The sequence below is a fragment of the Streptococcus symci genome (genome assembly GCF_006385165.1).
In the GTDB taxonomy this organism is placed as follows: Bacteria; Bacillota; Bacilli; order Lactobacillales; family Streptococcaceae; genus Streptococcus; species Streptococcus symci.
The window spans coordinates 83051-107483 of the sequence record NZ_VFJA01000001.1 but is presented as its reverse complement, the minus strand read 5'-3'; the positions used below and the strand labels follow the sequence as shown (position 1 = coordinate 107483).

Annotated in this window: 20 protein-coding genes; 1 reads left to right on the top strand and 19 read right to left on the bottom strand. The window is 41.8% G+C overall.

Annotated elements, in window-relative coordinates; all coding sequences use genetic code 11:
* Window positions 1-10: 10 nt before the first annotated feature.
* From FJN11_RS00485 to FJN11_RS00440, 9 genes are all read right to left on the bottom strand, one after another.
* Window positions 11-307 (bottom strand): bacteriocin immunity protein, encoded by a 297-nt coding sequence (locus FJN11_RS00485; RefSeq protein WP_181146369.1) that lies wholly within the window; start codon window positions 305-307, stop codon window positions 11-13.
* Window positions 308-376: 69 nt separating this feature from the next.
* On the bottom strand, window positions 377-1066 hold the full coding sequence (locus tag FJN11_RS00480; protein WP_140223813.1) for a CPBP family intramembrane glutamic endopeptidase: 690 nt from the start codon (window positions 1064-1066) through the stop codon (window positions 377-379).
* Between the two features lie 235 nt (window positions 1067-1301).
* Window positions 1302-2786, bottom strand: a complete 1485-nt coding sequence (locus FJN11_RS00475) for an ABC transporter substrate-binding protein (RefSeq protein WP_049491181.1) — start codon at window positions 2784-2786, stop codon at window positions 1302-1304.
* Between the two features lie 255 nt (window positions 2787-3041).
* Window positions 3042-3965: a carbohydrate ABC transporter permease gene (locus FJN11_RS00465; protein WP_000818353.1), complete on the bottom strand. Its 924-nt coding sequence runs from the start codon at window positions 3963-3965 to the stop codon at window positions 3042-3044.
* Window positions 3966-3978: 13 nt separating this feature from the next.
* A complete protein-coding gene (locus tag FJN11_RS00460) occupies window positions 3979-4908 on the bottom strand; it encodes an ABC transporter permease (protein WP_004254906.1) in 930 nt (309 codons plus the stop codon).
* A 208-nt stretch (window positions 4909-5116) separates the two neighbouring features.
* Window positions 5117-6997 carry a beta-N-acetylhexosaminidase gene (locus tag FJN11_RS00455; RefSeq protein ID WP_140223812.1) on the bottom strand — a complete coding sequence of 627 codons (1881 nt, stop codon included), beginning with the start codon at window positions 6995-6997 and terminating at the stop codon, window positions 5117-5119.
* A complete protein-coding gene (locus FJN11_RS00450) occupies window positions 6991-7860 on the bottom strand; it encodes an ROK family protein (protein ID WP_181146368.1) in 870 nt (289 codons plus the stop codon). Before FJN11_RS00450 ends, FJN11_RS00455 begins: the two co-directional genes overlap by 7 nt.
* Window positions 7861-7943: 83 nt before the next feature.
* Complete coding sequence (locus tag FJN11_RS00445) at window positions 7944-10589, bottom strand: alpha-mannosidase (RefSeq protein ID WP_140223810.1); 2646 nt, start codon at window positions 10587-10589, stop codon at window positions 7944-7946.
* 210 nt (window positions 10590-10799) lie between these two features.
* A complete protein-coding gene (locus FJN11_RS00440; protein WP_140223809.1) occupies window positions 10800-12080 on the bottom strand; it encodes a glycoside hydrolase family 125 protein in 1281 nt (426 codons plus the stop codon).
* A 170-nt stretch (window positions 12081-12250) separates the two neighbouring features.
* Here FJN11_RS00440 and FJN11_RS00435 point away from each other — a divergent pair, with 170 nt between their 5' ends.
* Window positions 12251-14338, top strand: coding sequence for a GH92 family glycosyl hydrolase (locus tag FJN11_RS00435; RefSeq protein WP_140223808.1), 2088 nt, complete (start codon window positions 12251-12253; stop codon window positions 14336-14338).
* Between the two features lie 274 nt (window positions 14339-14612).
* Here FJN11_RS00435 and FJN11_RS00430 read toward each other — a convergent pair whose 3' ends face one another.
* The 10 genes from FJN11_RS00430 to FJN11_RS00385 form a co-directional block, all read right to left on the bottom strand.
* Window positions 14613-15497, bottom strand: a complete 885-nt coding sequence (locus FJN11_RS00430) for an SPFH domain-containing protein (protein ID WP_004235732.1) — start codon at window positions 15495-15497, stop codon at window positions 14613-14615.
* Between the two features lie 632 nt (window positions 15498-16129).
* Window positions 16130-17635: a zinc ABC transporter substrate-binding lipoprotein AdcA gene (adcA, locus tag FJN11_RS00425; RefSeq protein WP_140223807.1), complete on the bottom strand. Its 1506-nt coding sequence runs from the start codon at window positions 17633-17635 to the stop codon at window positions 16130-16132.
* Window positions 17636-17644: 9 nt separating this feature from the next.
* The gene (locus tag FJN11_RS00420; RefSeq protein WP_125408922.1) at window positions 17645-18451 is read right to left on the bottom strand and encodes a metal ABC transporter permease; all 807 of its coding nucleotides are present in this window, start codon (window positions 18449-18451) and stop codon (window positions 17645-17647) included.
* The gene (locus FJN11_RS00415; protein WP_140223806.1) at window positions 18444-19148 is read right to left on the bottom strand and encodes a metal ABC transporter ATP-binding protein; all 705 of its coding nucleotides are present in this window, start codon (window positions 19146-19148) and stop codon (window positions 18444-18446) included. Before FJN11_RS00415 ends, FJN11_RS00420 begins: the two co-directional genes overlap by 8 nt.
* A complete protein-coding gene (gene adcR / locus FJN11_RS00410) occupies window positions 19148-19588 on the bottom strand; it encodes a zinc-dependent transcriptional regulator AdcR (RefSeq protein ID WP_049487526.1) in 441 nt (146 codons plus the stop codon). The genes FJN11_RS00415 and adcR overlap by 1 nt, the downstream gene beginning before the upstream one ends.
* A gap of 151 nt (window positions 19589-19739) precedes the next feature.
* Window positions 19740-21008 carry a D-alanyl-lipoteichoic acid biosynthesis protein DltD gene (gene dltD / locus FJN11_RS00405; protein ID WP_140223805.1) on the bottom strand — a complete coding sequence of 423 codons (1269 nt, stop codon included), beginning with the start codon at window positions 21006-21008 and terminating at the stop codon, window positions 19740-19742.
* A complete protein-coding gene (gene dltC / locus FJN11_RS00400) occupies window positions 21001-21240 on the bottom strand; it encodes a D-alanine--poly(phosphoribitol) ligase subunit DltC (RefSeq protein ID WP_000351967.1) in 240 nt (79 codons plus the stop codon). The genes dltD and dltC overlap by 8 nt, the downstream gene beginning before the upstream one ends.
* 13 nt (window positions 21241-21253) lie before the next feature.
* Window positions 21254-22498 (bottom strand): D-alanyl-lipoteichoic acid biosynthesis protein DltB, encoded by a 1245-nt coding sequence (gene dltB / locus FJN11_RS00395; protein WP_049487530.1) that lies wholly within the window; start codon window positions 22496-22498, stop codon window positions 21254-21256.
* Window positions 22495-24045, bottom strand: a complete 1551-nt coding sequence (gene dltA / locus FJN11_RS00390; protein ID WP_049487532.1) for a D-alanine--poly(phosphoribitol) ligase subunit DltA — start codon at window positions 24043-24045, stop codon at window positions 22495-22497. Before dltA ends, dltB begins: the two co-directional genes overlap by 4 nt.
* Before the next feature lie 20 nt (window positions 24046-24065).
* Complete coding sequence (locus tag FJN11_RS00385) at window positions 24066-24197, bottom strand: teichoic acid D-Ala incorporation-associated protein DltX (protein ID WP_033682482.1); 132 nt, start codon at window positions 24195-24197, stop codon at window positions 24066-24068.
* Window positions 24198-24433 lie beyond the last annotated feature (236 nt).

Here is a 24433-nt window from a genome sequence, read left to right as displayed (position 1 = left end):
CTACACTTCATCAGTAGCCATAGCGAATAGCTGATAATTCTCTCAATTTTTTGATCTGCTCGGATTGATTTTCTGACAATATCAGCTTATTATCAATCAACACATGTGAGATATCAACATTCATTTGGCTCAATATAAAAGGAGTAGAAGTCCCATCGTCCTTCAATCTTCTTTGATAAATCACTAATTGATTTTTCAAGGGAGTCAATTGAGGCGTATCCTTTATATCTTCCAATAGATGATTTATGATAGTCATGGCTTCACAACGCCGTTCGCTTCCTCCGGCAAACCATTTTAATGTTGTCATTCTCATTTTCCTCCTGAAACTCACTTATAAATTTGATAAACTATCATTCCTAACTCTCGTACCAATATTTTACCCAAACACCCTATGTAAAAAAGTCAGCAAAAATGGTAATGTTGCGAAAATATTATTAATCACATGCACCGCATAGGAAGGATAAATGCTCTTGGTATAGCGGGTCAAACTAGCAAAGATGATGCCAGATGTTGCAAAGACGAAGATATCTAACAAACTAGGCAGGCTTGAAAAATGAGGAAGAGCAAATAAAATTGACGGAAGAAGCAAATCAAGGCCAAATCTCGAATGCTTAAAAAAGGCGTGTTGCAGTAATCCTCTATAGATTAGCTCTTCCATAAGTGGAGTCAGAAAGAACAAAGTTATATAGATACCTAGCTCAGCAAAGTTGGTCCCACTATAACCGATCAATACAGCCCAACCTTCAGCAGTTGACTGAACATGTTTAGCTGTCTGAACGTTAAAAGAGATCTGGAGCACTACCACTAGTACTGTCAAAATCGAATACCAAAGCCATTTTTTTCTTGGAATGTGAAAGAGATAACCATGACCTGTCTTAACCAGAATCCAAATCATGACTCCGCTAAATAGCAAACTCAAGATATTTCGAATCCAGAAAAAATTTCCTATCTGAGAGGAAAATTGCCAATAATTTTGGACAATAAGCGTCAGCTGAGAAAGACCAAATACGAAAAATAAGTAAGAGAAGACTGCACTTATTTTGAAGACAAGTTGATACTTCTTCATATGAACTCTCCTTTGTAAACTCGGAACATCTCTAATATAAGCCATATTCCCCCAAATCCTTACTCCAAATCCTAAATAGTGCTTAAGATTTCCTGAATGGTTAAATAGTGATTAAAAAAACATGGATATCTATGATCTCTCGTTTCAAAAAATCACTGCCTCCCCCAGATAAGCCTGAGGAAAACAGTGATTCAGTTTTTAGGAGTTAGGAATGAATACACGAAATCAATTGATTTTATGATTTTTTGTTTTTCAAGAATTCATCGTATTGTTTTTGCATTTCGTTCAATACTTTATCGTAGGCACCTTCAGATTTCAATTTTTCCATCAATTCTGGAATAGCTTTGTCTGGGTCTACAGTACCAGTGTTGATAGCTGTATCGAATTGTTGCATTGTGTTAGAGATTGCTGAGATTTCAGATTTCACACTGTCAGTGTTAAAGATGAATCCAAGTGCTGGAGATTCTTTAGCTTCAGCCAATTGTTTCTTAGAATCTTCAATTTGTTGGTCTGTAACGTTTTCGTTGATGTAAAGAATCCAGTTGTTACCAGTGTTCCATCCTCCCATGTGAGTGTTTCCTTTGTATCCATCAAGGACACGAACACGGTTTTCTTTACCTTCAATTTTTTCCCAGTTCTTGCCTTCTGGACCGTAAACAAGACCATTCAAGAGTTCTGGGTTAGTGTTCAAGAGATTCAACACTTCCATTGATTTTTCTTTGTTCTTAGAGTTGTTTGAGATGACAAAGTTAGCAACTTGTGTTGTTTGGTTTTTCTTGATGAAGTTAGTGATTGGTTTGATTTGGATATCTTTGTTCGCAACACGTGAAAGCAAGCTGTTACCATAGTCAGCTGGTCCTACTGTTTCTTCACGAACGAACCAAGTATCTTGTTGAAGGTCAAATGAAGTATCGCTTGTTGCTACATCTTTTGGAATGTATCCAGCTTCATAGAATTTGTGAAGAGTCTTCAAGTGTTCTTTAAAGCGAGGCACTTCGTAACGGTTTACGATCTTAGTAGTGTCCCCTTCAAGGTCGATAACGAATGGAAGTCCATTTGGAACTGGGTAGTCAAAGTTATCAGATGGGATGAAGTTCTTAGTAACCGCAAATGGCACTACATCTGGAGCTTTTTCTTTGATTTGTTTCAAGACTGGTTCAAGTGTTTCATATGAAGTGACACCTGAAATATCGATACCGTATTTAGCAAGAAGAGTTCCGTTGAAGGCAAAGTTTTGTGAAGATGCAACGTTAGCCGCAACTGGTACTGCATAAATCTTACCGTTTACAGTATTTCCCTTGATGTAAGCTGGGTCAAGTGCTTTATAAAGCTCTGCTCCTTCTTTCTTGTACAATTCTGTCAAGTCAGCGTAAGCACCTTTTTGTGCATTTACAACGTAGTTATCTGCAAAGGCGATATCATAGTTTTCACCAGATGATGTAATAACTGACATTTTCTTGCCGTAGTCACCCCATCCAAGGTATTTGATTTCCAATTTTGCACCAACTTTTTCTTCGATGATTTTATTTGCATTTGTTAGTAATTCATCCAAGTTGTCTGGTTTGTCACCGATTTGATACATCTTGATAACAGGTTTATCACCTGAAGCTGAATCAGCAGCTTTCTTATTGTTACCTGAAAGATTTCCACAAGCAGCAAGACCAGCAGCCAAAGCGACTACACTAGCAGATGCAAAAGCATATTTTTTCCAGTTTTTCATGACAAAAACTCCTTTTTTTTATTTTTAAACTTATAAACAATGTAATGATCTTATACTCAATGAAAATCAAAGAGCAAACTAGGAAACTAGCCGCAGACTGCTCAAAACACTGTTTTGAGGTTGTAGATGAAACTGACGAAGTCAGTAATCATACCTACGGCAAGGCGACGTTGACGCGGTTTGAAGAGATTTTCGAAGAGTATTAACTTCACGCAAGGGAAGTTTGGAAACGAGAAATGTTCTTCTCAACAAGCACTATTCTTTCACGCCACCGATAGTCAAACCTTTTACAAAGTAGCGTTGGAAGAATGGATACAGAATCGCGATTGGAAGGGTTGCGACCACAACCATGGCCATACGTCCTGTTTCTTTTGGTAGAGCAACTCCCAGTTGACCAGATAGGCCGACTGCTTTTGCGATGTAGTCCATATTTTGTTGGATTTGCATGAGCAAATATTGCAATGGGTACAAGTTATCACTCTTAATGTAAAGAAGGGCGTTGAACCAGTCATTCCAGAAACCAAGTGCTGTCAAGAGCGTGATGGTTGCGATACCTGGTAGTGACAATGGCAAACAGATTTGGAAGAAGATCCGAGCCTCACTAGCACCATCGATACGAGCAGATTCTAGAATAGCTTCTGGAATGGTCTTCTTGAAGAAGGAACGCATCAAGATGATGTTAAATGGTGAGAGAAGCATTGGAACAATCAAGGCCCAAACTGTATCACCAAGTTGAAGTAAACGAGTTACCACGATATAGCCCGGTACCAAACCAGCATTGAACAACATACTAAGAAGGGCAAAGATTGTAAAGAATCTGCGATACTTAAAGGTTGTCCGTGAGATAGCGTAGGCATAGGTTGTTGTGATAAAAACGTTTGTGATAGTCCCCACCACTGTTACAAAGACTGAGATGAAGAGGGCTTGGAGGATTTTATCCTTAAATTGTGCCAAGAACTCAAAACCGTCTAATCCAAATTGAGATGGGAAGAAGCTATATCCATTTTGGAGGATACTCTTTTCATCTGTCACCGAAATAACGATAACAAATACAAAGGGTAGGATACAAGAGAGGGCAACCAAACCAGAAATGGTACTGAAGAAGATATCTGCTTTCTTACTGAAGGAGTGAATGCCGACATTATCAATTTTTTCTTTTTTAATTTTCTTTTCTGCCATATTCTCCTCCTTTCTAGAACAAGGCTGAGTTTGGATCAACTCGTCGTGCCAGTAAGTTTGATAGGATAACCAGAATCAAGCCGACAACTGATTGGTAGAGACCTGCCGCTGAAGCCATCCCGATATCCGCTGTCTGAGTCAAACCGTTATAAACATATACGTCCAAGACATTGGTTACGTTATAAAGCTGACCAGCATTGTGGGGGATTTGGTAGAAAAGACCAAAGTCTGCACGGAAGATATTCCCGACTGCAAGGATGGTCAATACGGTTACCAATGGTGTCAACTGCGGAATGGTTACATTGCGAATTCGTTGCCATTTGCTAGCCCCGTCCACTGTTGCTGCTTCGTAGTAGGTTGGATCAATTCCCATGATTGTCGCATAGTACATGACACTGCTATATCCAAAGCCTTTCCAAATACCTAGGAAAAGTAGGAGATATGGCCAGATACCCAAGTCAGCGTAGAAATTGACTTCCTTCATCCCAATAGACTCTAGGAAATGATTGAATACCCCTTTATCAATGTTTAAGAAGGCATCTGTAAAGAAACTGATGATAACCCAAGACAAGAAGTAAGGGAACAACATGGAAGTTTGGAAGATCTTAACCATTCTCTTAGAACGGAGTTCACTTAAGATGATGGCAATCCCTACAGATACAATCAAGCCAATAAAGATAAAGCCGAGATTGTAGAGGACAGTATTTCGAGTAATGATAAAGGCGTCTTTTGAACTAAATAAGAATCTGAAATTATCGAGTCCGACCCATTTACTATTCACGATACTATCTATGAATCCATTACTGGTCATGTGGTAGTCTTTAAAGGCAACCACGTTTCCAAATACTGGAATGTAGAAGAATAGAATCAACCAGAGTGCCCCTGGTAAAACCATCAAGAGAAAGATCCAATTGTCTCTCAAGGTTTTTGAAAACTTATTCATAATTTCCTCCCTTTTTTATTTTGATATCCATCTAAAAATTCCTTTTTAGACTTTTGATAACGATTACATTATTAGTATACTCCTATTTGAAGGTTAGGTTAAACTACTAATTATAGAAAAAACTCCACAAATTATTTTATGTGGAGTACTTTTTTAAGAAAGGGATGTTTCACGAGAAACACTATATATAAGACACAGTGTTCTTGTTTTAGGTCGTGTAGATGGTTGAAGCTGTCGCAATGGTATGCCACTGGTTGGCTGTTGTGGCTGCGAAATCCTTATCTGCGTAAAAGTCAGTAAATGGTAAGATTTCCACTTCTAGCTCATCGATACGGTCCAGCTGACCTGCCAGATAAGCCTCAATGCGACTTTCTGCGCGTTTGATGCGTTGCAAGAGTCCGCCCATACGGATATCGACCGTATCCAAGCCAAATACCTTGTTTTCTTTCAGCCATTGGTGGCTAAAGAGGGCATGGAAGTCTTCAATTTGGCTTCTAAGTTTTGGTAATTCTTGTCTTGCGATTTCTTGCAGACTTTCTTTATCGTTTGTTTGGTAGGCCTGACGAATGCATCGTCCCACGTCCACTTTGCTACTTAAAATTGCATTCAACTGGGCCTGAGTTTCAAAGAGATAGGCATAGTTGCCAGCTTTTTCTTTAATGTTAGCGAGCATCTCAGCAGCCTGAGCGAAGTGCGGTTTGTCCTGTTCAGGTGTCATGTGTCGGTCAAGGATCGGACAGAGAACATCCTGATAAAAGACATAGCGGTTGGGATTGATGCCACTGAGATTTCCTGGTAGGTCTGGTAAAAGGTTGGCAAGATCAATCTGCATAAAATCTTCAACCGATAGACCAGTATTGGTCTTGAAGTGAGCAGACAAACGGTCTAGGTCATTGCGATAGCTAAGTTCTGCCCAGATTTGCAAGCTTGGTAGGATAGAAAACTGAGCTGTCTCGCCACCATTGTCTCCCCAACCTGTCACGATAACTTCTTTGATATCATTTGCACGGCAGGCTTTATTGGCTTCAAGAGCAATGAGACGGCTGAAATGGTTGTTGGGTGTGAAACCAATCCACTTCCAAGCTCCCCCTGCAAAGGCAAGATCATGGCTAATCTTATGATGATTGCGGAAATTGCGGTTGTATTTTTCCTCGCTATACTGATAATAGTCCCAGTAAACTAAGGTCACACGATCTTTGAGACGGTCTAGGTAGACACGCGTTTCCTCTGGAATTTCCACATCACGGTCGTACTGCCCATCTGCTGACATAAGTTTAAAGAACATATCGCTCCACATCTGGCAGTGGAAACCATATTTGTCAACAATATCCAGCACGCGCTCCAAGTGTTGGCACATAAGGAGACTACGATCCACAACACCGTTCAGAATCAAGTAGCGTCCCAAACCAACCAAGTGGGCTTCGTCCATCCCAATATTGACCTTGCGAGTCTTCAGTTTAGATAGGGTAGCAAACATGCCATCAATCAGGTCATAAACCTTTTCTTCGCCAATAAGAAGAATATCCTCCACATCACGGAGCTCCTGGACTTCTTTGACACCCCATTTGACGAAGGCTGACAAGTGAGCCAAGGTCTGGATACATGGCACAAAGATCATGTCAAACTGCTGGGCATAGGTTTCAATTTCCTGCAATTCCTCAGCTGAGTAGGCTCCACGGAAATAGCCAAAGTAAGGCTGCCCTTCAATCTGGTAGGTGTCTTCCATGTAGAGCTCAAAGGTTGAGTAGCCCATGAGAGCCAAGACCTCAATCATCTGCTTGGCAGCAGCCACATTCAGCACTGCATTTCGAGAACAGTCAGCCATGTAGGCTAAATCTTCATAAGCCGCCTGTTCCTCAATCTCTACCTTGTCACCTTCTGCTAGGGATGTTGCCAATAGGGACAAGGCACGATAAAGTTGGTGAGGTTTGCGATAGGTTAGTTGATAGTGACCACCCTCACCCTTGATAGAGATAGAGGCTTGGTCAGATTGAGCGACTGCCACTTCCACATCTGGAAAATAGATATGTTTTGTCAGCAAGTCGATTGCCTGAGTTTGTTTGGGACTAAGTCCTGTAAATCTTACCATTGGTTTTCCTCCTGTAGCCAGTTGACAAGGGCACCGTAGAGATTGGCATCTGCATGATAAGTACAGGCTTGGATAACGGATGCAACCGTGTATTCTTCGTAAGTTTCTACAAAATCATCGACAGCTTTTTTGACCCCTTGGATGAAGTCTGGATTTTGACTGATAGAACCGCCTAGGCTAATGATATCTGGATCGATGAGATACTGAATATTGAGCAAGCCTTGCGCCAGATTACGGTTCATGCGCTCAATGGCTTCTTGGCAAAGAGCATTCCCAGCTGCAGCCTCTTGGTAAATCTTGCGACCGTCCCAGTCAGTCTGACCAGATTTTTCAATCACGTATCGCACCATATTTCCAGTTGACGCTAGTTGCGACCAGTTGTTGAGATTTTCAGCAGGAGCAAGGGTGGTCATGTAGCCAAATTCCCCACCCAGACCGTGGCGACCTCGATGAAGTCTACCATTGATAATCATGGCTCCGCCAATCCCTGTCCCAATCACGACACAGGCTGCATTTTCAAGTTCTGGATGAGCTAGCAATTCACTGAGTCCAACACAGTTGGCATCATTTTCCAGATGGATAGGAATCTGATAAGAGCTAAGCGCCTCATACCAAGAAAATCCGTGAATGTAGGGCACCGCACTGAAGCCATCAATCACACCTGTCTCTTGATTGACAGCGCCTGGAACGCTCATAGCAATCCCGCTATAATCCTGTTCTGACAAACGTTGATCTAGCCAAGCTAGTAAGTCCTCCAAGTTTTCAGGCGTTGGAATGCTTGTCTTATTCAGTATTTTCCCATCAGAAGTCAGACTGGCAAACTTAATTCCAGTCCCTCCGATATCAATCGTTGCAATGGTCATTGTTTTTACCATAAAAAGGGGCGAATCAGTAGTTAGTTCTTACCTTTTCGCCCCTCCTTTCTTTTTATGTTTACTTTTTGAAATTAAATTTCTTCTTTTTTGATGAATTCTGTACGAATCTCTTGTGGTGAAATGAGGCCTCTATGAACTGGGTATGGTCGTTCAAGTAGGTCAAGGAAGAGATGTTGACTTTCCGGTACACGTACATTTTCACTACACATATTGTAGTAACGAAGAACATAGCCTTCTTCATTTTCAGCTACCTTAAAGGCTGTTGGACAGATTTGCGGTATGCTGAGAACGGAATGGCTCAAGAGGCTACCAGTCGCAGCCACACTTCCTTCTTGTCTAGCAAGCTGAAGGCTGGTAAATGGTGTCTGCAAGGCTTTAGCACGACGATAGGCTGAGAAGCGTTCTTGGGCTTGGTGGCATTCAAGCGCAAACTCAACTTCAAACTCACGCAAACACTGAGCTTCTGGTGTTGGGAAGTAGCCCCAGTCACCCAACTCACCTGACGCACGCAGAATAGTCACTGCAATAGTGTCGTCCCCAAGGATTTCGTATTCATTCAATCCCTTGTTGGATACAGTCACACCTTTTTCATCGTCATACAGACTAACAAAAGCTTGTTGGTGTTGAGGATTTTCAGGATTTTCCCATGAAGCAGCTGGTTTGTTTGGTCGTGTCACCACCTCATAGATGCTTTCAGAATCATTGCTTGGACGCGTGTTATGAGTCTTGACCAAGAGACGGATACGGTGGTCTTTGGCAGTGTTAGTAAAGCGAGTCTTGCAACGGATTTGTGGATTGTCAACAAAGACAGTCAACTCAGTTTCAAGAGGAATGCTTGTCAATTCTTCTGACCGTCCAGCCTCACGCTTCATAAACTCGATGATGCCTTTTTGCTCTTCTTCTAGCTTTTCATCTGCACTGACAGGCACGGTCAATTCATGTTTGAGCAAAATCTTAGCGTAGCGAGCTGTGTTTTCCAAGACCTCGTAGCCCTTAAGCTCTGCATAGATGGGCTCTGTTCCTTTTGGTTGGAAATAGATATACTCGTTTCCGATGTCACCACGGTCTTCGAAGCGGATAAAATCTTCATAGGCTTCGTGAGTTTTCTTGTCATAGACTGTGATGTTGTCATCCACACTGACCGTTACAAATGGCGTATCAATCACTCCGTTTTGGTAAATACCCTCACGGTGTTCTTGCTCTCCTTCCAGCAATTGGAAGGTTGTCCAAGAGAGAGGTGCTAGGTGAACTGGAATGGTCACGCGCACTTGACGAGCAATACGAGCTTGGCGGAACTTGTCTTTTGGTAAATCATACTCAAAATTAGCCCCAAGATCTTCGATTTTAGCCTCTACAGGACGCCCATCCAAGTCCTCCACACGATAACTTGGCAAGGTAAGAGTAGCCATCTTCTTGTATCCCTCTGTTGGGTGCAATTCCTTGAAATCACAAGTCGCCACATCAATCACTGTGCTGACAGTATCGACCTTATCATGCAGGCCTGTGTTAATGACAGTAAAGAGATAATCACTTTGAGCCTTAGCTGTAGCGATTTTACCCTTCCATTCGTTAAGAAGATTGCTCTTAACAAAGTTTCCTACTTGGTTGACCTTGGCAAAACGAGTTTCCATCTCGCGGTGAACTTCGTCCACGCTACAGCCACAGATGCTATCATGCGGCGCATTTTGCAAAAGAGTTTTCCAAGCATAGGTCAACTGGTCCTTGTGGTTATGACCCCCAGTGATAATAGTCAAGGGTTCTACAACTTGCTCTAGGAGGTTGCTATTTTCTTGGAAGGCTTGTTTGAGATAAATACGAGATGAAGAAGTGTTGGCAAGTGTGTACCAGCCGTCTGTTTCCTGACTGGTCAACTCACCTGTAACCGTTGATAATTGCTCTGGTAGGGCACTTTCCACAGCTTGAACATATTCATCAAAAGAACTATGAACAAAGGTTACATCTGGGAAGAGTTCATTTGCCACACGAATGGCTTCACTCAAATTTTTCTGGACAGGCTGATGGTCACAGCCGTTCATCATCAACCACTGGTTGGTCGAAGCATAGTCACGCACGTCTGCCAGTTTTTGTTTCCAGAAGGTCAAGGCCTCGTCTTTATCAACTGGGATTTCATTCCCATTACTATACCAGTTGGCAAAGAGGATACCGAGGACACGACTTCCGTCCGCACCCTGCCAGTACATTTCTGAAAACTGGGAAGTAAACTGCTCATCTTCGAGAACTTGGTTGTCAAATCCAATCGGTTTCACACCACGACCAAAGGCTGCCACGTGAATGCCTGATTTTTGAAGGATTTGAGGAGCTTGTCCCATATTTCCAAAAGTATCTGGGAAGTAACCAATCTGAGTGGATTTGCCCCATTTTGCAGCTTCTTGCTGACCAATCAAGGTATTGCGGACATTGGCTTCACTTGAAATCAAGTAGTCATCTTGCAAGATGTAAAAAGGACCAATTTTAAGTTTGCCTTCGTCGATGTATCGTTGGACTTTGTCGCGATTTTCAGGGCGAATCTCCAAGTAGTCATCAAGGACAATGGTTTGACCATCCAAATGGAAGCTCTTGAACTCAGGGTCATTTTCAAAGAGATCAAAGAGATTGTCAAATAATTCCACCAACTGCATACGGTGGCTTTCAAAAGGCAAGTACCACTCACGGTCCCAGTGACTATGTGAGATAATATGTACGACAACATTTTCCATGAAGTAAAACCTCATTCTAAATTTAAATTTTTATTGTTAATGTTTTTGGATGTAAGATTTGCTCAATCAAATTCAACAAATCACCAACAGTTTAACTCTAAATAATTTATTTATCAAGAATTTAACTATGATTTGAGATGAAATTTGAAAGAAGTAAATATTTAGCTACTTTGTCTTAGTAAATTGACTAAAAACAAGTAAAATCCTAGATTAGCGGATATCCAAGTAATCCAAGACCAACTCACAGAACATCATGTTGGCCCAAGAGAACCATTCACGAGAGTAGAGAGTCGGGTCGTCCACGTGGAAGCTTTCATGCATGATACCTGTCCCCCCATCACAAGCAACCAGCTGATCCAGCAAGAATTTCTTCTCTGCCTTATCTGTCGTTGTCAAGCCTTGGATAGACAGAGCAATCGGCCAGATATAGCGATAGAAGGTATGAGAACTTCCGAGACCGCTAGCGTATTCTCCTTGGTAGAAGTATGGATTTTCAGGGCTCAGAATAGTGCGACGAGTAGCTTGGTAAACTTCATCATCGACCGAACAGTAGCCCAGATAAGGCGCAGCCAACAGACTTGGTACGTTTGGATCATCCATGATGCTGGCATTGCCTAGACCATCTACTTCAAAGGCGTAAATCTTTTCGCCCTTGCTGTTAGTGGTGTAGGCATAGTTTTCAATTCCTTCTTGGATTTCAGCACAAAGACGCTTGGCATCAGCAATAACACTCTCGCTATCAGCCAGGTCTAATGCTGCAAAGATTTCTTGCACATAACCCAAAACAACAACTGCAAACATATTTGACGGAATCAAGTAACTATACTGACAGCAGTCATCACTCGGACGAAAAGCTGACCAGGTCATGCCTGTCACTGCAAAATCAGGGCCAAAGCCATCATTTACCAAGGTATCTTCCTTGCGGTCCGTATCGCGGACAAAACGATAAGGAGAGTTCTTGTGGTCTTGTTCCACTGTCCACAGATGAAGAATTTCCTTAGTCGCTGCGACAAAAGTCTCATCAAACTGACTAGTCTCGCCAGTCTCTTTCCAGAGGAGATAAGCCAGCTGCAAAGGATAGCAAAGCGAGTCTACCTCGTACTTGCGTTCCCAAATCCAGCCGTTAAGGTCTGTGTGGTCAGTCTCGTGGTGCCCCTTCCAGTTCTCCTCAATGTTGAAAGAATTGGCATAAGGATCCTTGAGTACCAAGGTCATCTGACGCTTGACCAAACCTGCAATGGTCTGACGCAGGAGGGCATCTCTTTTAGCCACATGAAGGTAGGGTCTGAGTTGGGCTGTTGAATCTCGAAGCCACATGGCAGGAATATCCCCAGTCAAGACAAAAGTTGAACCATCTTCTAGGATTTCAACCGTATTGTCCAGGGTGTCGGTGTAGCAACGCTCGAAAACATCCACCCACTCTGGATGGTCCTTAGCACGTTCTGCTACTTCATCTAGCCATTCTCTAACAATTTCTTTTGAATAAATCATCGTGCAGTATCCTCTTTCAAACAAGTTTCATTTTCAGTATATAGCTTTTGAGACAGAAAATACATACACAAATGATAGTCATTTTTCTACAAAATAGTTATCTTTGAAACTCCTTTTCTAAAGGTTATCTTTTTCTGATATAATGTAGAAAAACAGCTAAAGGAAAGACTATGAAACCACTACTTGAAACCATCGATACCCGCTTTGGAACTGCCAGCAAGCATGCCTTTTCTCGGGGAAATACCCTGCCATACACAGGCGTGCCTTTTGGGATGAATTACTTTGTACCCCAGACCAGTGACCAGGAGGGCTCTTGGTTTTTCGATCCACATCTGCCTATCTTTCAGGGGATTCGATTAACTCACCAGCCCAGTCCTTGGATTGGGGACTACTCTTGGCTCCTTCTGACACCTGTCACAAGTCAACTAGGTGGAGACAGCCTCTTTCACCGCCAATCTTCCTATGACATAGATAAGACCTCTTTCCAACCCCATTATCTGAAGATTTTCTCCCTGCGCTATCAGATTGAAACCCAGCTCACACCGACTTGCTACGGTGCTTCTATTCGTTTGGAGCAAAAGCAAGGAAAAGCTCTCTCCCTCTATCTCCACGTAGCAGATGAACTGACCGTAGAACAAGTAGATAAGCGGAATCTTGCCCTGCGACAAGAAGGAAAAACTGAAACCAACAAAAATCCACTAACGATGTTCACTGTCCTGCAAATGAATACGGATATCCTTGCTATCAGCCAAGAAGGTGGAGACTGGAGAATCGACCTGGCAGATAGTCATGCTGAAATTCAGCTAGCGACTTCTTTCATCTCTCCTTCTCAAGCTCTGCTTAATCTACCTCAAGAAGATTTTGAAGGCTGTAAAGCAAGTGCCCAAGCGGATTGGGAAAATCTCCTCCATCGTTTTGACATTATAGAGACAGGAGAAGCTAACCGAACCTTCTTTGACCACTGTCTCTACAGACTCTTCCTCTTTCCTCAGACTTTTTATGAGGTTGATGAATCAGGGCAAGCCATCCACAAAGATTTGGCTACTGGAACTGTAAAGCCCGGTGTCCTCTTTAGCAATAATGGTTTCTGGGATACCTTCCGCACCACATTCCCCCTCTTTGCCCTTATTATACCGGAACACTACCACCGCTTCTTAGAAGGATTTCTCAATAACTACCGCGATACTGGTTTCCTTCCAAAATGGCTGGCTCCAGATGAACGGGGTATGATGCCAGGTACACTTTTAGACGGTATTATCGCCGATAGCGCCTGCAAGGACATGGCCCCCGACCTAGAAGAAGAACTCCTCCAAGCCATGCTTGAAACAGCCAGCAAGTCCGACCCTCTCGGTATCAATGGTCGCCACGGACTAGCCCAATACCAAGAACTGGGCTACCTCTCTACCGACCACCACGAAAGCGTCAGCCACACCCTAGACTATGCCTATAGTGACTTTTGTATCTCTAGCTGTGCTGAAAAACTAGGGAAAATAGAAATCGCTGAAACCTACAAGGCAGCATCACACAATTACCGCCATCTATTTGACGCTGAGACAGGTTACATACGAGCGCGTGATGGTCAAGGCAACTTCCGTCCTGACTTCTCTCCTTATAGTTGGGGACGCGACTATGCCGAATGCTCTGCCATCCAAGCAACTTTAGGCGTCATCCACGACATCCCAGGCTTAATCCAACTTATGGGTGGAAAAGAAACCTTTAGCAACTATCTTTTGAAAGTCTGTCAGGATGCTCCCCTCTTTGAAACAACGGGCTATGGTTACGAGATTCACGAAATGAGCGAAATGGCTACTGCTCCTTTTGGACAACTCGCTATTTCCAACCAACCTAGCTTCCACATTCCTTATCTCTTCCGTTACAGCGATTACCCTGACTACACTGCTCTTCTCATCAAGACGCTCCGTCAGAAAGCTTTTCACCCAAGTTGGGAAGCCTATCCTGGCGATGAAGACAATGGCAGTCTCTCAGCCTGGTACATCTGGTCAGCTCTCGGTTTTTATCCGACCTGTCCAGGCAAACCAAACTATGACCTCGGAATTCCTCTCTTTGACCATCTCCGAGTCTATCTTGCCAAAGAAGATAAATGGCTAGATATTCATGCTGAGCAAAACCACAGCCATTTTAACTTTGTAAAAGAATGCCGACTGGATAAAACACTCGTATCAACTATTCAACACCAAAACCTCTTAAAAGCTGAACAACTAACCTTTACACTTAGCTGGTTACCAAGTCATCGCTAAATAATAAAAAATCTGCAATCCCCAAGATTATCCACAATCTGTGAATAACTATCCCAAACTGTGCTTAACTCTTGAGTTTCAGCAATTAAAACTACTTTATAATCCTCAAAAGTTACTAAATTGGTCACACAAATAAGAATTATCTCTAAAATAATCAGAAGTTATCCACACTTATCCACAACCTGTTAGTAACTTTTGTGAATCGTATTGCTGAAGCTAAGACTCCTCTCTCACGAACACTAAAAAAGAGCCTGACTCCAGGCTCTTTAGTCTATTATTTCTTCTCAGCACGTAGGGCTGACAAGATTTGTGTACGGATATCATCCACACCATTTGGCGTATTTGGTAAAAAGATGGTTTGATTTCCTTTAGAGGCAAAGGTATTCAAGGTATCCAAATACTGGTTGGTCAAGAGAATGGACATGATTTGTTCTTCTGTCATGCCAACATTGGCTTCCTTGAGTTCGGTGATAGACTCTGCCAATCCATCCACAATCGCCTTACGTTGTTGGGCAATCCCTACACCATGAAGGCGATCTTTTTCTGCTTCTGCTTCAGCTGCAGTGACGATTTTAATCTTGTCGGCTTCCGCCAATTCTTGTGCTGCAACCCGCTTACGTTGCGCCGCATTAATTTCATTCATAGATTGCTTAACTTCTGCATCTGGTTCGACCTTGGTAATCAAGGTTTTCACGATAATGTAGCCGTAAGTAGTCATTTCTTCTGCTACTTGGTGTTGAACCTCAAGGGCAATCTCATCTTTTTTCTCAAACAATTCATCCAAGGTTAATTTGGGAACAGAAGAGCGAAGGGCATCTTCGATATAAGATTTAATTTGAGATTCTGGACGCATGAGTTTATAGTAAGCATCTGTCACGCTCTGCTCATTGACACGGTACTGAGTCGCCACATTCATCATAACGAACACATTATCCTTGGTCTTAGTCTCAACCACAATATCGCTTTGCAACAAGCGCAACTGAATCCGCGCTGCAATCGAGTCAATCCCAAAAGGCAAGCGAATATGAATACCGCTATTGGCAACCTTTTGGTATTTCCCAAAGCGTTCAATAATCGCCACCGACTGCTGACGAACCACATAAACTGTACTCAGTGTGACTATCACCAATAGGAGCACACAAACCACCACAAAAATCATCAAAAATGTTGCCATCATTGCGACCTCCATCATTATTTTTTCCTGTATTATAGCACATTTAAAGAAGGTTGTGCAGTTTTTACTGCGATTTTTCCTGAAATGTCAATAATTAGAGGTGAATTGTCACATTGTCGTCTGATTTCTTGCTAAACCAACTGGTAAAGAATTAGGTCTACCATGCGAGTTCTCTCTAACTCCGTTGATTATCAACATACTATCTGAACATTACAAGCTATGGACAAAGAAACGAAACAAGTATTCGTGAGAGGAGGTGAAACTAATGAACCTTGCCCCAGAGCTCGTTCTTACTATTATAGCGGACGTCATAGCAGGAATTATCTTGTATTTCGTCTGCAAATGGCTAGATGGTAAGAAGTAGACCGAGTGACTAGCCTATCAACACCCGTTAAATCTCTAAGATACGTCAAAAAAGCCCTTAACTACTGGCATAGTTAGGGGCTTTGGTGTTCTAATGAACCTTGTCCGTTAAAATCATTCTAACATACAAGCCCCGATATCTCAAGAATTTTATTCATTGTTTAAAATTCCTTATGTATCTGAAAGATCTATCATGAAGTTAGCCATCTAGTATCAAAAAACCGACTAGCTCCTATGAACTAGTCGGTTTCTCATCAATGCGCCAACATTTCTTGGGCGATTTCTTGGCCAGATAGGTTATCTGGGTAGTAGGTTGGCCAGTTATCCATTTCTTCAAAGAGGGCTTCTTGGCTTGTGCCTCCAAAGAAGATATGGAAATGTTCTGCCTTCACTGGGGCAATATTGTGGTCGCTAAACTGAACATACTTGAATTGTCCAGCATCCGCATCTGTCGCTTCAAAGAGGAAGCGCACGCCACGATTGCCTTTCTTATAAGTCAATATTTTCTTACCAACATACTTGTAAGTATATTTCTTACTTTGTCCACCTTGAACAAATTCCATAGTGTTATCAGTGATATTAATCTTAGTTACATCTGTCTGATAGCCTTTTGTATAGTAGGCCTTGTACTCAGCCTGAGTCATCTTACCAGTCAACTTAGCCTTATAGTCAAAGACCTGATCCAAAGTTCCATCTTCAAGGAAAGGATAAACTGACTGCCAATTACCTGCATAGTCACTCAAGGTGCGGTCCTTGACAGCTGTATCTTCAAAATAACCATTTTGAACTGTCTTGGTATCCTCTGCCTTTTCAGGCTCGATTGCTGGGCCTTCTTGGTCTGTTGTTTGTTTTAGAGCCTTGAGATTTTTCTCCATCACGGAAATGTAGTTTTCTCCAGCCATGGTATCCTCTTCTGTCAGACTTTCTAAAGGATTAAGGACATCTGTTTTGACACCTGCTTCTTTTGAAAGTGTGTTAGCAAGGGCTTGTGAGGCATTTTCTTCAAAATAGATATAGGCGATTTTATTTTTCTTAACGTACTCTGTCAATTCCGCCAAGCGAGCAGCTGATGGCTCTGCATCTGGAGAGAGGCCTGAAATTGCGACTTGTTTGAGTCCATAGTCCAAGGCAAGGTAGTTAAAAGCTGCGTGTTGCGTTACAAAGCTCTTTTGTTTGGCTTGAGACAAGCCTTCTGTGTAGGCTTTATTCAAGGCTTGCAATTTTTCAATATAGGCAGCAGCATTCTTATCAAAGGTCTCTTTTTTATCAGGATAATCTGCTGATAAGCTATCACGGATATGCTCTACTAGTTTAATGGCACGAACTGGTGATAACCAAACATGGGGATCGAACTCATGGTGATGACCTTCTTCTCCATGGTCATGCTCTCCCTCTTCTTCCTCGCTACCTGGTAAGAGCAACATATTGCCTGTCGCCTTGATGGTTTTCACCTTTTTCTTATCCAAGGTATCTAGCAATTTAGGAACCCATGTTTCCATGTTTTCATTTTCATAAACGAAGGTATCTGCATCTTGGATTTTGGCAACTGCCTTGGCAGACGGTTCATATTCATGGGGTTCTGTACCAGCACCGATGAGGAGTTCTACATTAGCCGTATCTCCTGCGACTTGCTTGGTAAATTCATAGACAGGGTAAAAGGTTGTCACAATATTTAGTTTGCCATCTGCCTGCTTTTGATTGGAACAAGCCACTAAAAACAAGGCACATAGACTGGCGAACAATAAACTAATTTTTTTCACGTTAGTCTCCTATTTGATAAAACGTCTTACTAAACTAATGAGTAAAAAGACAGTTACAAAAATAATGGTAATACTTGCACTTGCAGGTGTTTCTGCATAGTAGGAAATGTAAAGTCCTGCTACCATTCCCAAAAATCCAATAGCACTGGCAAGCAACATAACCGATTTAAAGTTTTTCCCCAGACGCAGGGCAATACTAGCTGGTAAGACCATGATAGTCGATACCAGAAGAGCTCCTGCAGCAGGAATCATAAGGGCAATGGCCACCCCTGTCACCATGTTAAAAAGAATAGACATGGTACGAACTGGCAAGCCATCCACAAAGGCCGTATCCTCATCAAAGGTCAGGATATACATTGGACGAAGGAAGAGGAAGGTCAAAACCAAGACAACCGCCGCAATGACAAAGAGGGAAATGACCTGTTCTTCACTAATCGTCACGATGGAACCAAAAAGGTACTGGTCTAAACTCATAGAACTCGAACTTTTACCCTTACTCATGACAATCAGAGAAACTGCCAGACCTGTTGACATGAGGATAGCTGTCCCGATTTCCATAAAGCTCTTGTAAACCGTACGGAGATACTCCAAAAAGACCGCCGCAATCAAGACAATAGCAATAGTGGAAATAGTCGGAGAAATCCCCAAAACCAGCCCAAAGGCTACACCTGAAAGCGAGACGTGGCTGAGGGTATCACTCATCAAACTCTGACGGCGCAAGATAAGGAAGGTTCCTAATACTGGCGAGAAAAGACTCATGGCAATAACAGCCAGAAAGGCACGTTGCATAAAGTCATAAGATAACAAACTAAGCATGGCCCACCTCCTGATCATTCTCATGAACGTTGAAACAACGCCATGGCGAGTCTTGGTTACGGACTAGATGAATATTGCGGTCCGCATAGTCCTTAACTTCTTCAGGGTCATGAGTAATCATCAAAACAGCCTTACCATGATGATGGGCGCTGTGGTGCATGAGTTCGTAAAATTCATTTTTACTTCCTGCATCCATCCCCGTTGTCGGCTCATCTAGGATAAACACATCTGGGTCAGAAGCAAACATACGCGCAATCACCGCTCGCTGCTTTTGGCCCCCAGAAAGAGAACCCAAGCGTTTGTCTCGATGTTCCCACATACCAACTGAGTCCAGACTAGCCTTGATATGCTCCTCATCATGAGCATTCAAACGACGGAACCAGCCTTTTCGCGGATAGCGACCCGACTTGACAAATTCATAAACCGTACTTGGAAAACCAGCATTAAAACTGGCAATCTGCTGGGGAAGATAGGCTATTCTCAATTTCTTACCCTGCGTATTTGTCTTTGAAATAGTCACCTTACCAATGCGTGGCTGAAGAATTCCAAGACTGGCCTTGATTAGTGTCGTCTTAGCTGCACCATTTTCCCCTGTCAAGGTAACAAATTCTCCACTATCAACACTATAATTGATATGTTCAAGAACGGGTTCCCTATCATAATAGAAGGATAAATCCTCTACCGTAATATATCTCATTATTTGATTTCTCCTACTAAAGCAGTCAAAAACCGCTGAATCACTTTTTGTTCATTTGGAGTAAACTGAGTCGCCACTTGTTCATAGGTTAAAAGTGTATGCTCATGGTGATGATGATGCTCCTCAGCGATTGGACGAGCCAAATCAGTCAACTGATAAAAAATCACACGCGCATCCTTAGGATCTTTAGATGTTTCCAACATCCCTTCCTTGACCAAAGACTTAATGGCCTTGGTAACTGCCGCCTGACTGACATTGAGACGACGAGCCAACTCTGAATTTGTTAAAGATTCCTCCGACAAGAGCATGAGGATATGCTCCTGGGTATTGGTCAGAGCCACCTCGCTAGTACAATGACCTATTAGGATTTCATGCTGATTTTCTGCCTGCAAAATCACCTCATTCAAAAAAACATCGATATCCTTCGCTAGCTGTCTCATATCTGACTCCTTTCCTTTTAGACTTCTCTTTTTTAAGAGAAAATACTATTCTTTGAAATTATTTACTGGTTAATTATATCACAACCAAAAAAAGAGTCAAGAAAAAACGTGAAAACTAGTTTCATTCTTGAACTCTTCTATATATTATTATCTATTTGAATGTCTTAACATCTCCATCATAAGTCGCCCAATCTTTGCTGAAAAAGCGTTCATTCAGATGGTAAGTCGGAGCTGGCGTGGGATTGGATAGGAAAGGATCAACTGCCTTATCAAAAGCAAGCCAACCCAACCAACCTAGGTGAATGGTATCCTTAACAAAATAAGGATCCCCTCCATTTTTTGAAAAGTCAGCAATATTAGTGAAACCTTGACTTTCTAATTGGTAACGAATTTTCTCCACTGCATGCTGGTACATATCTTCTCTGAGCCCTGTGTAGTCCATCCATTTCTTATTGACAGGCTGGATGACAAAGAGGACATTAACTTTCGATTTTGCAAATTGATTGAGAACCAACTGTAAATCATTATATTCAGATGATTTTAGGAAACTGTAATTCTTTTGATACCCTTCCCATTTTTTCAAATCCTTCTTAACCTCTCTCGTAAAGAAATGATTTTCCATCCCCATATCATTATTGGTCGTATTGGCTTCTGCATCCTTTCGAGCAATTTTTTCTAACTCTTGGTAAGAAAATTGATCTGGAAGATCTTTTAAATAATTTTCCACATGTTCCTTATATTTGAGTTTTCCTCTAATGGAGAACTGACCAAATAGAGAAGCCTGTCTCTCATTGAATCGGGCAAAAATATTAATAGAAACCTGATCAACCTCTGATAATTCTTCACCCTTTGACAGTTTTTGAACAATGCCTTTTAATGCAACATTAGGATTCTGCTTTAACAATCGAATAGCCGCATGCTTTGCAGCAGTGTCACCAGATTGATTTTCCAGAAAAGCTGTCAATTGGTCACTGTTAAAAAATCTCTGAAACGCTGCGGGTTCATAATCAGCCTCCGTAAACCACTGAGGCGAAATTACAAATACTGCCTGCTTATCCTCTATTTCTGGCAAAATTTGCTGTAGGCCAAAATATTGATTTAGAGAGGCTGCTCCTGCTTGACCTAAAAAGTAAGGACGATAGGGACGATGGTATTTCTCGGCTAAAACAGCTGGATGGACACTATCAAATCGAATCCATTCACTGGACCCTAGAAAAGGAATAAAACGCATATTTGGATCTGTAAGAGCCCTTACTTTTTGGCTTCTCTCTTTAAAACTCTCTACACTAACAGAAGCCGCCGAATATTTCTCCTCCGTCAGATTATGGCTTGTTGTACTTGGATAAAAAAAGATGAGTAGAAGAACCAAAAATCCAGCTATGAAGATAGGCCCAAAGATTAACCATAAGCGTTTAAGCATTTTGTAGCTCCACAATACCAGCTATGATTTTATTGGCTGTATTCCAGTCGTCGCGACCAAACTCTGTAACAGGGACACGAATATCAAAACGGTTTTCAATCTCCACAATCAACTCAACCGTTCCCATACTATCCAAGACACCTGCATCAAAAAGATCTTCATCCATCATGTCAGAAACATCTTCCATAAACAACTCATCAATAATTTCAATAACTTCTGATTTGATATCCATATTTTATTTCCTTTTATTTTTTAAACCATAAATCATTCAAAAATCCAGAAAAGATTAAGAATGACAGCATGACGACATGGAAGGTGATAACCATGCCAAGCAACTGAATCCAGCGATTCTCAGGTAGAGCAGCTTTCCCTGCTTTTTTCCGTTCCTTATTGAGCGTTTTTTTCTTACGAATCCAAGCATCATTAATAACCAAGCCTAATCCATGAAAGAGGCCATAGGCGATATAGTACCAGGTCACTCCATGCCAAAATCCCATAATCAGCATATTTACAATATAGGCCACACTTGAGGTTACATTGCGATTCTTAAAGACCTTCTTTCTGGTCAACACCATGACCATTCGCATAAAGACAAAGTCACGGAACCAGAAAGACAGACTCATGTGCCAGCGATTCCAAAACTCTTTTAAATCCCTAGATAAAAAAGGCTTGTTGAAGTTAATTGGACTATGAATCCCCATTAAGTTTGAGATTGCCAAGGCAAACATAGAGTAGCCTGCAAAGTCAAAGAAAAGTTCTAGACCAAAGGTATACATAACTGCCAAGGCATAGTGGTTAAAAAATCCACCTGACTGTAGGGTTAGATTCTTCAGAGGAGGGAGTAAGGTCTCTCCTAAAATGTGAGCTATGATAAACTTATATAGAAAGCCAAGCATGATATACTTGACAGCCTCTTCCAGCATATCCATCAACTCATCCCGCTCAGGAATGGTCTGATAATTTTCATTAAAACGCTTAAAGCGATCGATTGGACCACTTGAAAAAGTCGGCATGAAGAGAAGAAAACGGAGGAATTCCCAGAGGGTAAAATCCTTAATCACTCCATCTCTCAGCTCGATGATAATTCCAACCGAACGAAAGGTCAGGTAAGAAATTCCCAAAAATCCAAGCAAAGACTGCGTTCCATTGATAGCTGGCTGCACCTTGACAAAGATAATCGGCAGTAGGGACAGAAAACTAACTAGGTAGAAAACCCACTTACCATCCTTACTTTTTCGATAGTGCTTATAGAAAAGCAAGAGCAATATTTCCCAGCACAGATAAATGCCCAAGGCAGCCAATTGATTGGTCTTCCCACCTACCAGCATGGTAACGATAAAGAAGAGACTAACCAATACCTCATACCAGGCAAAGCGTTTCTTGAAAAAGAGGCCGATAAAGATGGGCAAGGTTGCAGCAATCACATAGACAAAATACTGAGGATTGCCGTATGGCTCTAAATGAGGAAGCTGTTTAAAAAACTCCATCATCTCCTATTTACCTCATTAATCAATCCTTTGATATCAATTTTTCCATTTGGAGTCAGTGGCAAACTGTCTCGATAAAGGAATTTGGACGGCATCATATAAGACATCATAATATCTGTCAAGTCTTCCTTAATGGCCTTGGTAATATCGATATCACGCTCAAACTGCTCACGAACACCATCTTTTAAGATGACATAGGCTAGAAGATTTTGCACCTTGTGGTCTTTATTATAGCGCGGTACTGCAACAGCAGACTCGATAAAGCGAGACTTATTGAGGTTTTGAGAGACATCTTCTAACTCAATGCGGTAACCGTTGAACTTAATCTGGAAGTCCATGCGTCCGCCGTAGAGAAGCAAGCCCTCATCTGTCATGGTTCCCACATCACCTGTGTGATAGGCTGGCAGACCTTCAAACTCAAAGAAGGCTTCTGCTGTTTTTTCAGGATTATTCATATAACCTTTTGAGACGGCCGGTCCTGAAACAATGATTTCTCCCTGTTCACCATTTGGCAGTTTATTTCCTTCCTCGTCAATGATAAAGGTTGGAGAATCAGCCTTGGTATAGCCAATTGGTAGACGTTTGAGATTCGCTAGCATCTCATCTGTCACGGCAACTGCTGACAGGGCCACTGTCGCTTCTGTTGGGCCGTAAGCATTGATAATACGGGCATTTGGGAAACGTTCGCGCAGTTTTTGAGCCGTTTTAACCGTCAATTCTTCGCCATCAAAGTAGAAATGCGTGATGCCAGGCATTTTCTCGCTATTAAAGTCTTCTGACAACATAGCCATATCCGCAAAAGAAGGCGTTGAAGTCCAGATAGCGATTGGCAATGAAAAAATGGTCGCAAATAGTTGCTTAAAGTCCTGAGTAATAGCTGAAGGAAGGGCAAAAAGCGTACCTCCCAGTGCCAAGGTCGGCGCCCAGTACATGACGGACAGGTCAAAAGAATAAGGTGGCTGAGCCAGCATTTGCGGACGACTTGGCGTCGCAAATTCCTTATCCGTAATCATCCAGTTGGTAAAACTGAGGAGGTTATCATGGGAAATCTGTACTCCCTTAGGCTTACCAGTTGTACCAGAAGTAAAGATAATGTAGTAGTTATCATCACCCTTGACTGGATGCGTAATCTCATAACTAGTCCCTTGAGCAAAGGCTTCTTGAACCTGAGCTAGAGTCATCATTGGCGTAGAAACCTGCTCCAATGGAAAGTCTGAGATAGCAATAATCAAGCTTGGCTCTGCTACTTCTAAAATAGCCGAAACTCGCTCCAAGGCTGAATGGCTGTCAATGGGAATGTAGGCATGTCCTGACTTAGTCAGAGCTACAAAAGTTGCCAACATTTCATATTCTTGGCCACCAAAAACAACCACAGGAGACTTCTCTGGTAAATCCAGTTGGTCGATGGCTGCAGCTAAACTATCCGAATCAGCCTTCAAATCTCCATAAGTGTGTTCCTGCCCCAAAACATTGTAAACAGGATAGCTAGGCTGTGTCTGAGCAAAATGCTCAATGGTTTCAATCATATCTACGATTGCTTTATTTGACATAATAAGGATTCTCCTTCAAGTTAAAATTCATTATAGATAAAGCTTCCTTGACCCTGACCAAGATAGCTAAAAAAGTAAAGCAGCCCTAGAAAGATAAGAAAATACAAGGCTGTCCGACCAAGAAATATGTACAATTCTTTTCTCTGTTTCATCAAGAAAAACCATTCATTTCTGTAATTTTCCGCTAAAATAAAATCAATTTCTTACTAATTTATTTTTCTGCTATTATACCACTTTATAGACTAGTTTTTCAATTGTTTACCCGTCTATTTTCACTACGTTCCAGTAACATTAATTTGTTCCATATGATTCTTTCTAATGATAGCTTGAATGCTTTTCAGTATAAATTATATGGGGCTACAATAAAGTAGGCTCCATACTACCTATA

What these genes read in the sequence shown, in the direction of transcription:
- FJN11_RS00385 (WP_033682482.1), bottom strand. Translation starts at nt 24,197, where the DNA reads ATGAAACAGAGAAAAGAATTGTACATATTTCTTGGTCGGACAGCCTTG.
- FJN11_RS00460 (WP_004254906.1), bottom strand. Translation starts at nt 4,908, where the DNA reads ATGAATAAGTTTTCAAAAACCTTGAGAGACAATTGGATCTTTCTCTTG.
- FJN11_RS00480 (WP_140223813.1), bottom strand. Translation starts at nt 1,066, where the DNA reads ATGAAGAAGTATCAACTTGTCTTCAAAATAAGTGCAGTCTTCTCTTAC.
- FJN11_RS00465 (WP_000818353.1), bottom strand. Translation starts at nt 3,965, where the DNA reads ATGGCAGAAAAGAAAATTAAAAAAGAAAAAATTGATAATGTCGGCATT.
- FJN11_RS00440 (WP_140223809.1), bottom strand. Translation starts at nt 12,080, where the DNA reads ATGATTTATTCAAAAGAAATTGTTAGAGAATGGCTAGATGAAGTAGCA.
- dltC (WP_000351967.1), bottom strand. Translation starts at nt 21,240, where the DNA reads ATGGATATCAAATCAGAAGTTATTGAAATTATTGATGAGTTGTTTATG.
- dltD (WP_140223805.1), bottom strand. Translation starts at nt 21,008, where the DNA reads ATGCTTAAACGCTTATGGTTAATCTTTGGGCCTATCTTCATAGCTGGA.
- FJN11_RS00455 (WP_140223812.1), bottom strand. Translation starts at nt 6,997, where the DNA reads ATGGTAAGATTTACAGGACTTAGTCCCAAACAAACTCAGGCAATCGAC.
- FJN11_RS00445 (WP_140223810.1), bottom strand. Translation starts at nt 10,589, where the DNA reads ATGGAAAATGTTGTCGTACATATTATCTCACATAGTCACTGGGACCGT.
- dltA (WP_049487532.1), bottom strand. Translation starts at nt 24,045, where the DNA reads ATGTCAAATAAAGCAATCGTAGATATGATTGAAACCATTGAGCATTTT.
- dltB (WP_049487530.1), bottom strand. Translation starts at nt 22,498, where the DNA reads ATGATGGAGTTTTTTAAACAGCTTCCTCATTTAGAGCCATACGGCAAT.
- FJN11_RS00420 (WP_125408922.1), bottom strand. Translation starts at nt 18,451, where the DNA reads ATGCTTAGTTTGTTATCTTATGACTTTATGCAACGTGCCTTTCTGGCT.
- FJN11_RS00485 (WP_181146369.1), bottom strand. Translation starts at nt 307, where the DNA reads ATGACAACATTAAAATGGTTTGCCGGAGGAAGCGAACGGCGTTGTGAA.
- FJN11_RS00415 (WP_140223806.1), bottom strand. Translation starts at nt 19,148, where the DNA reads ATGAGATATATTACGGTAGAGGATTTATCCTTCTATTATGATAGGGAA.
- FJN11_RS00430 (WP_004235732.1), bottom strand. Translation starts at nt 15,497, where the DNA reads ATGATTTTTGTGGTGGTTTGTGTGCTCCTATTGGTGATAGTCACACTG.
- FJN11_RS00475 (WP_049491181.1), bottom strand. Translation starts at nt 2,786, where the DNA reads ATGAAAAACTGGAAAAAATATGCTTTTGCATCTGCTAGTGTAGTCGCT.
- FJN11_RS00450 (WP_181146368.1), bottom strand. Translation starts at nt 7,860, where the DNA reads ATGACCATTGCAACGATTGATATCGGAGGGACTGGAATTAAGTTTGCC.
- FJN11_RS00435 (WP_140223808.1), top strand. Translation starts at nt 12,251, where the DNA reads ATGAAACCACTACTTGAAACCATCGATACCCGCTTTGGAACTGCCAGC.
- adcR (WP_049487526.1), bottom strand. Translation starts at nt 19,588, where the DNA reads ATGAGACAGCTAGCGAAGGATATCGATGTTTTTTTGAATGAGGTGATT.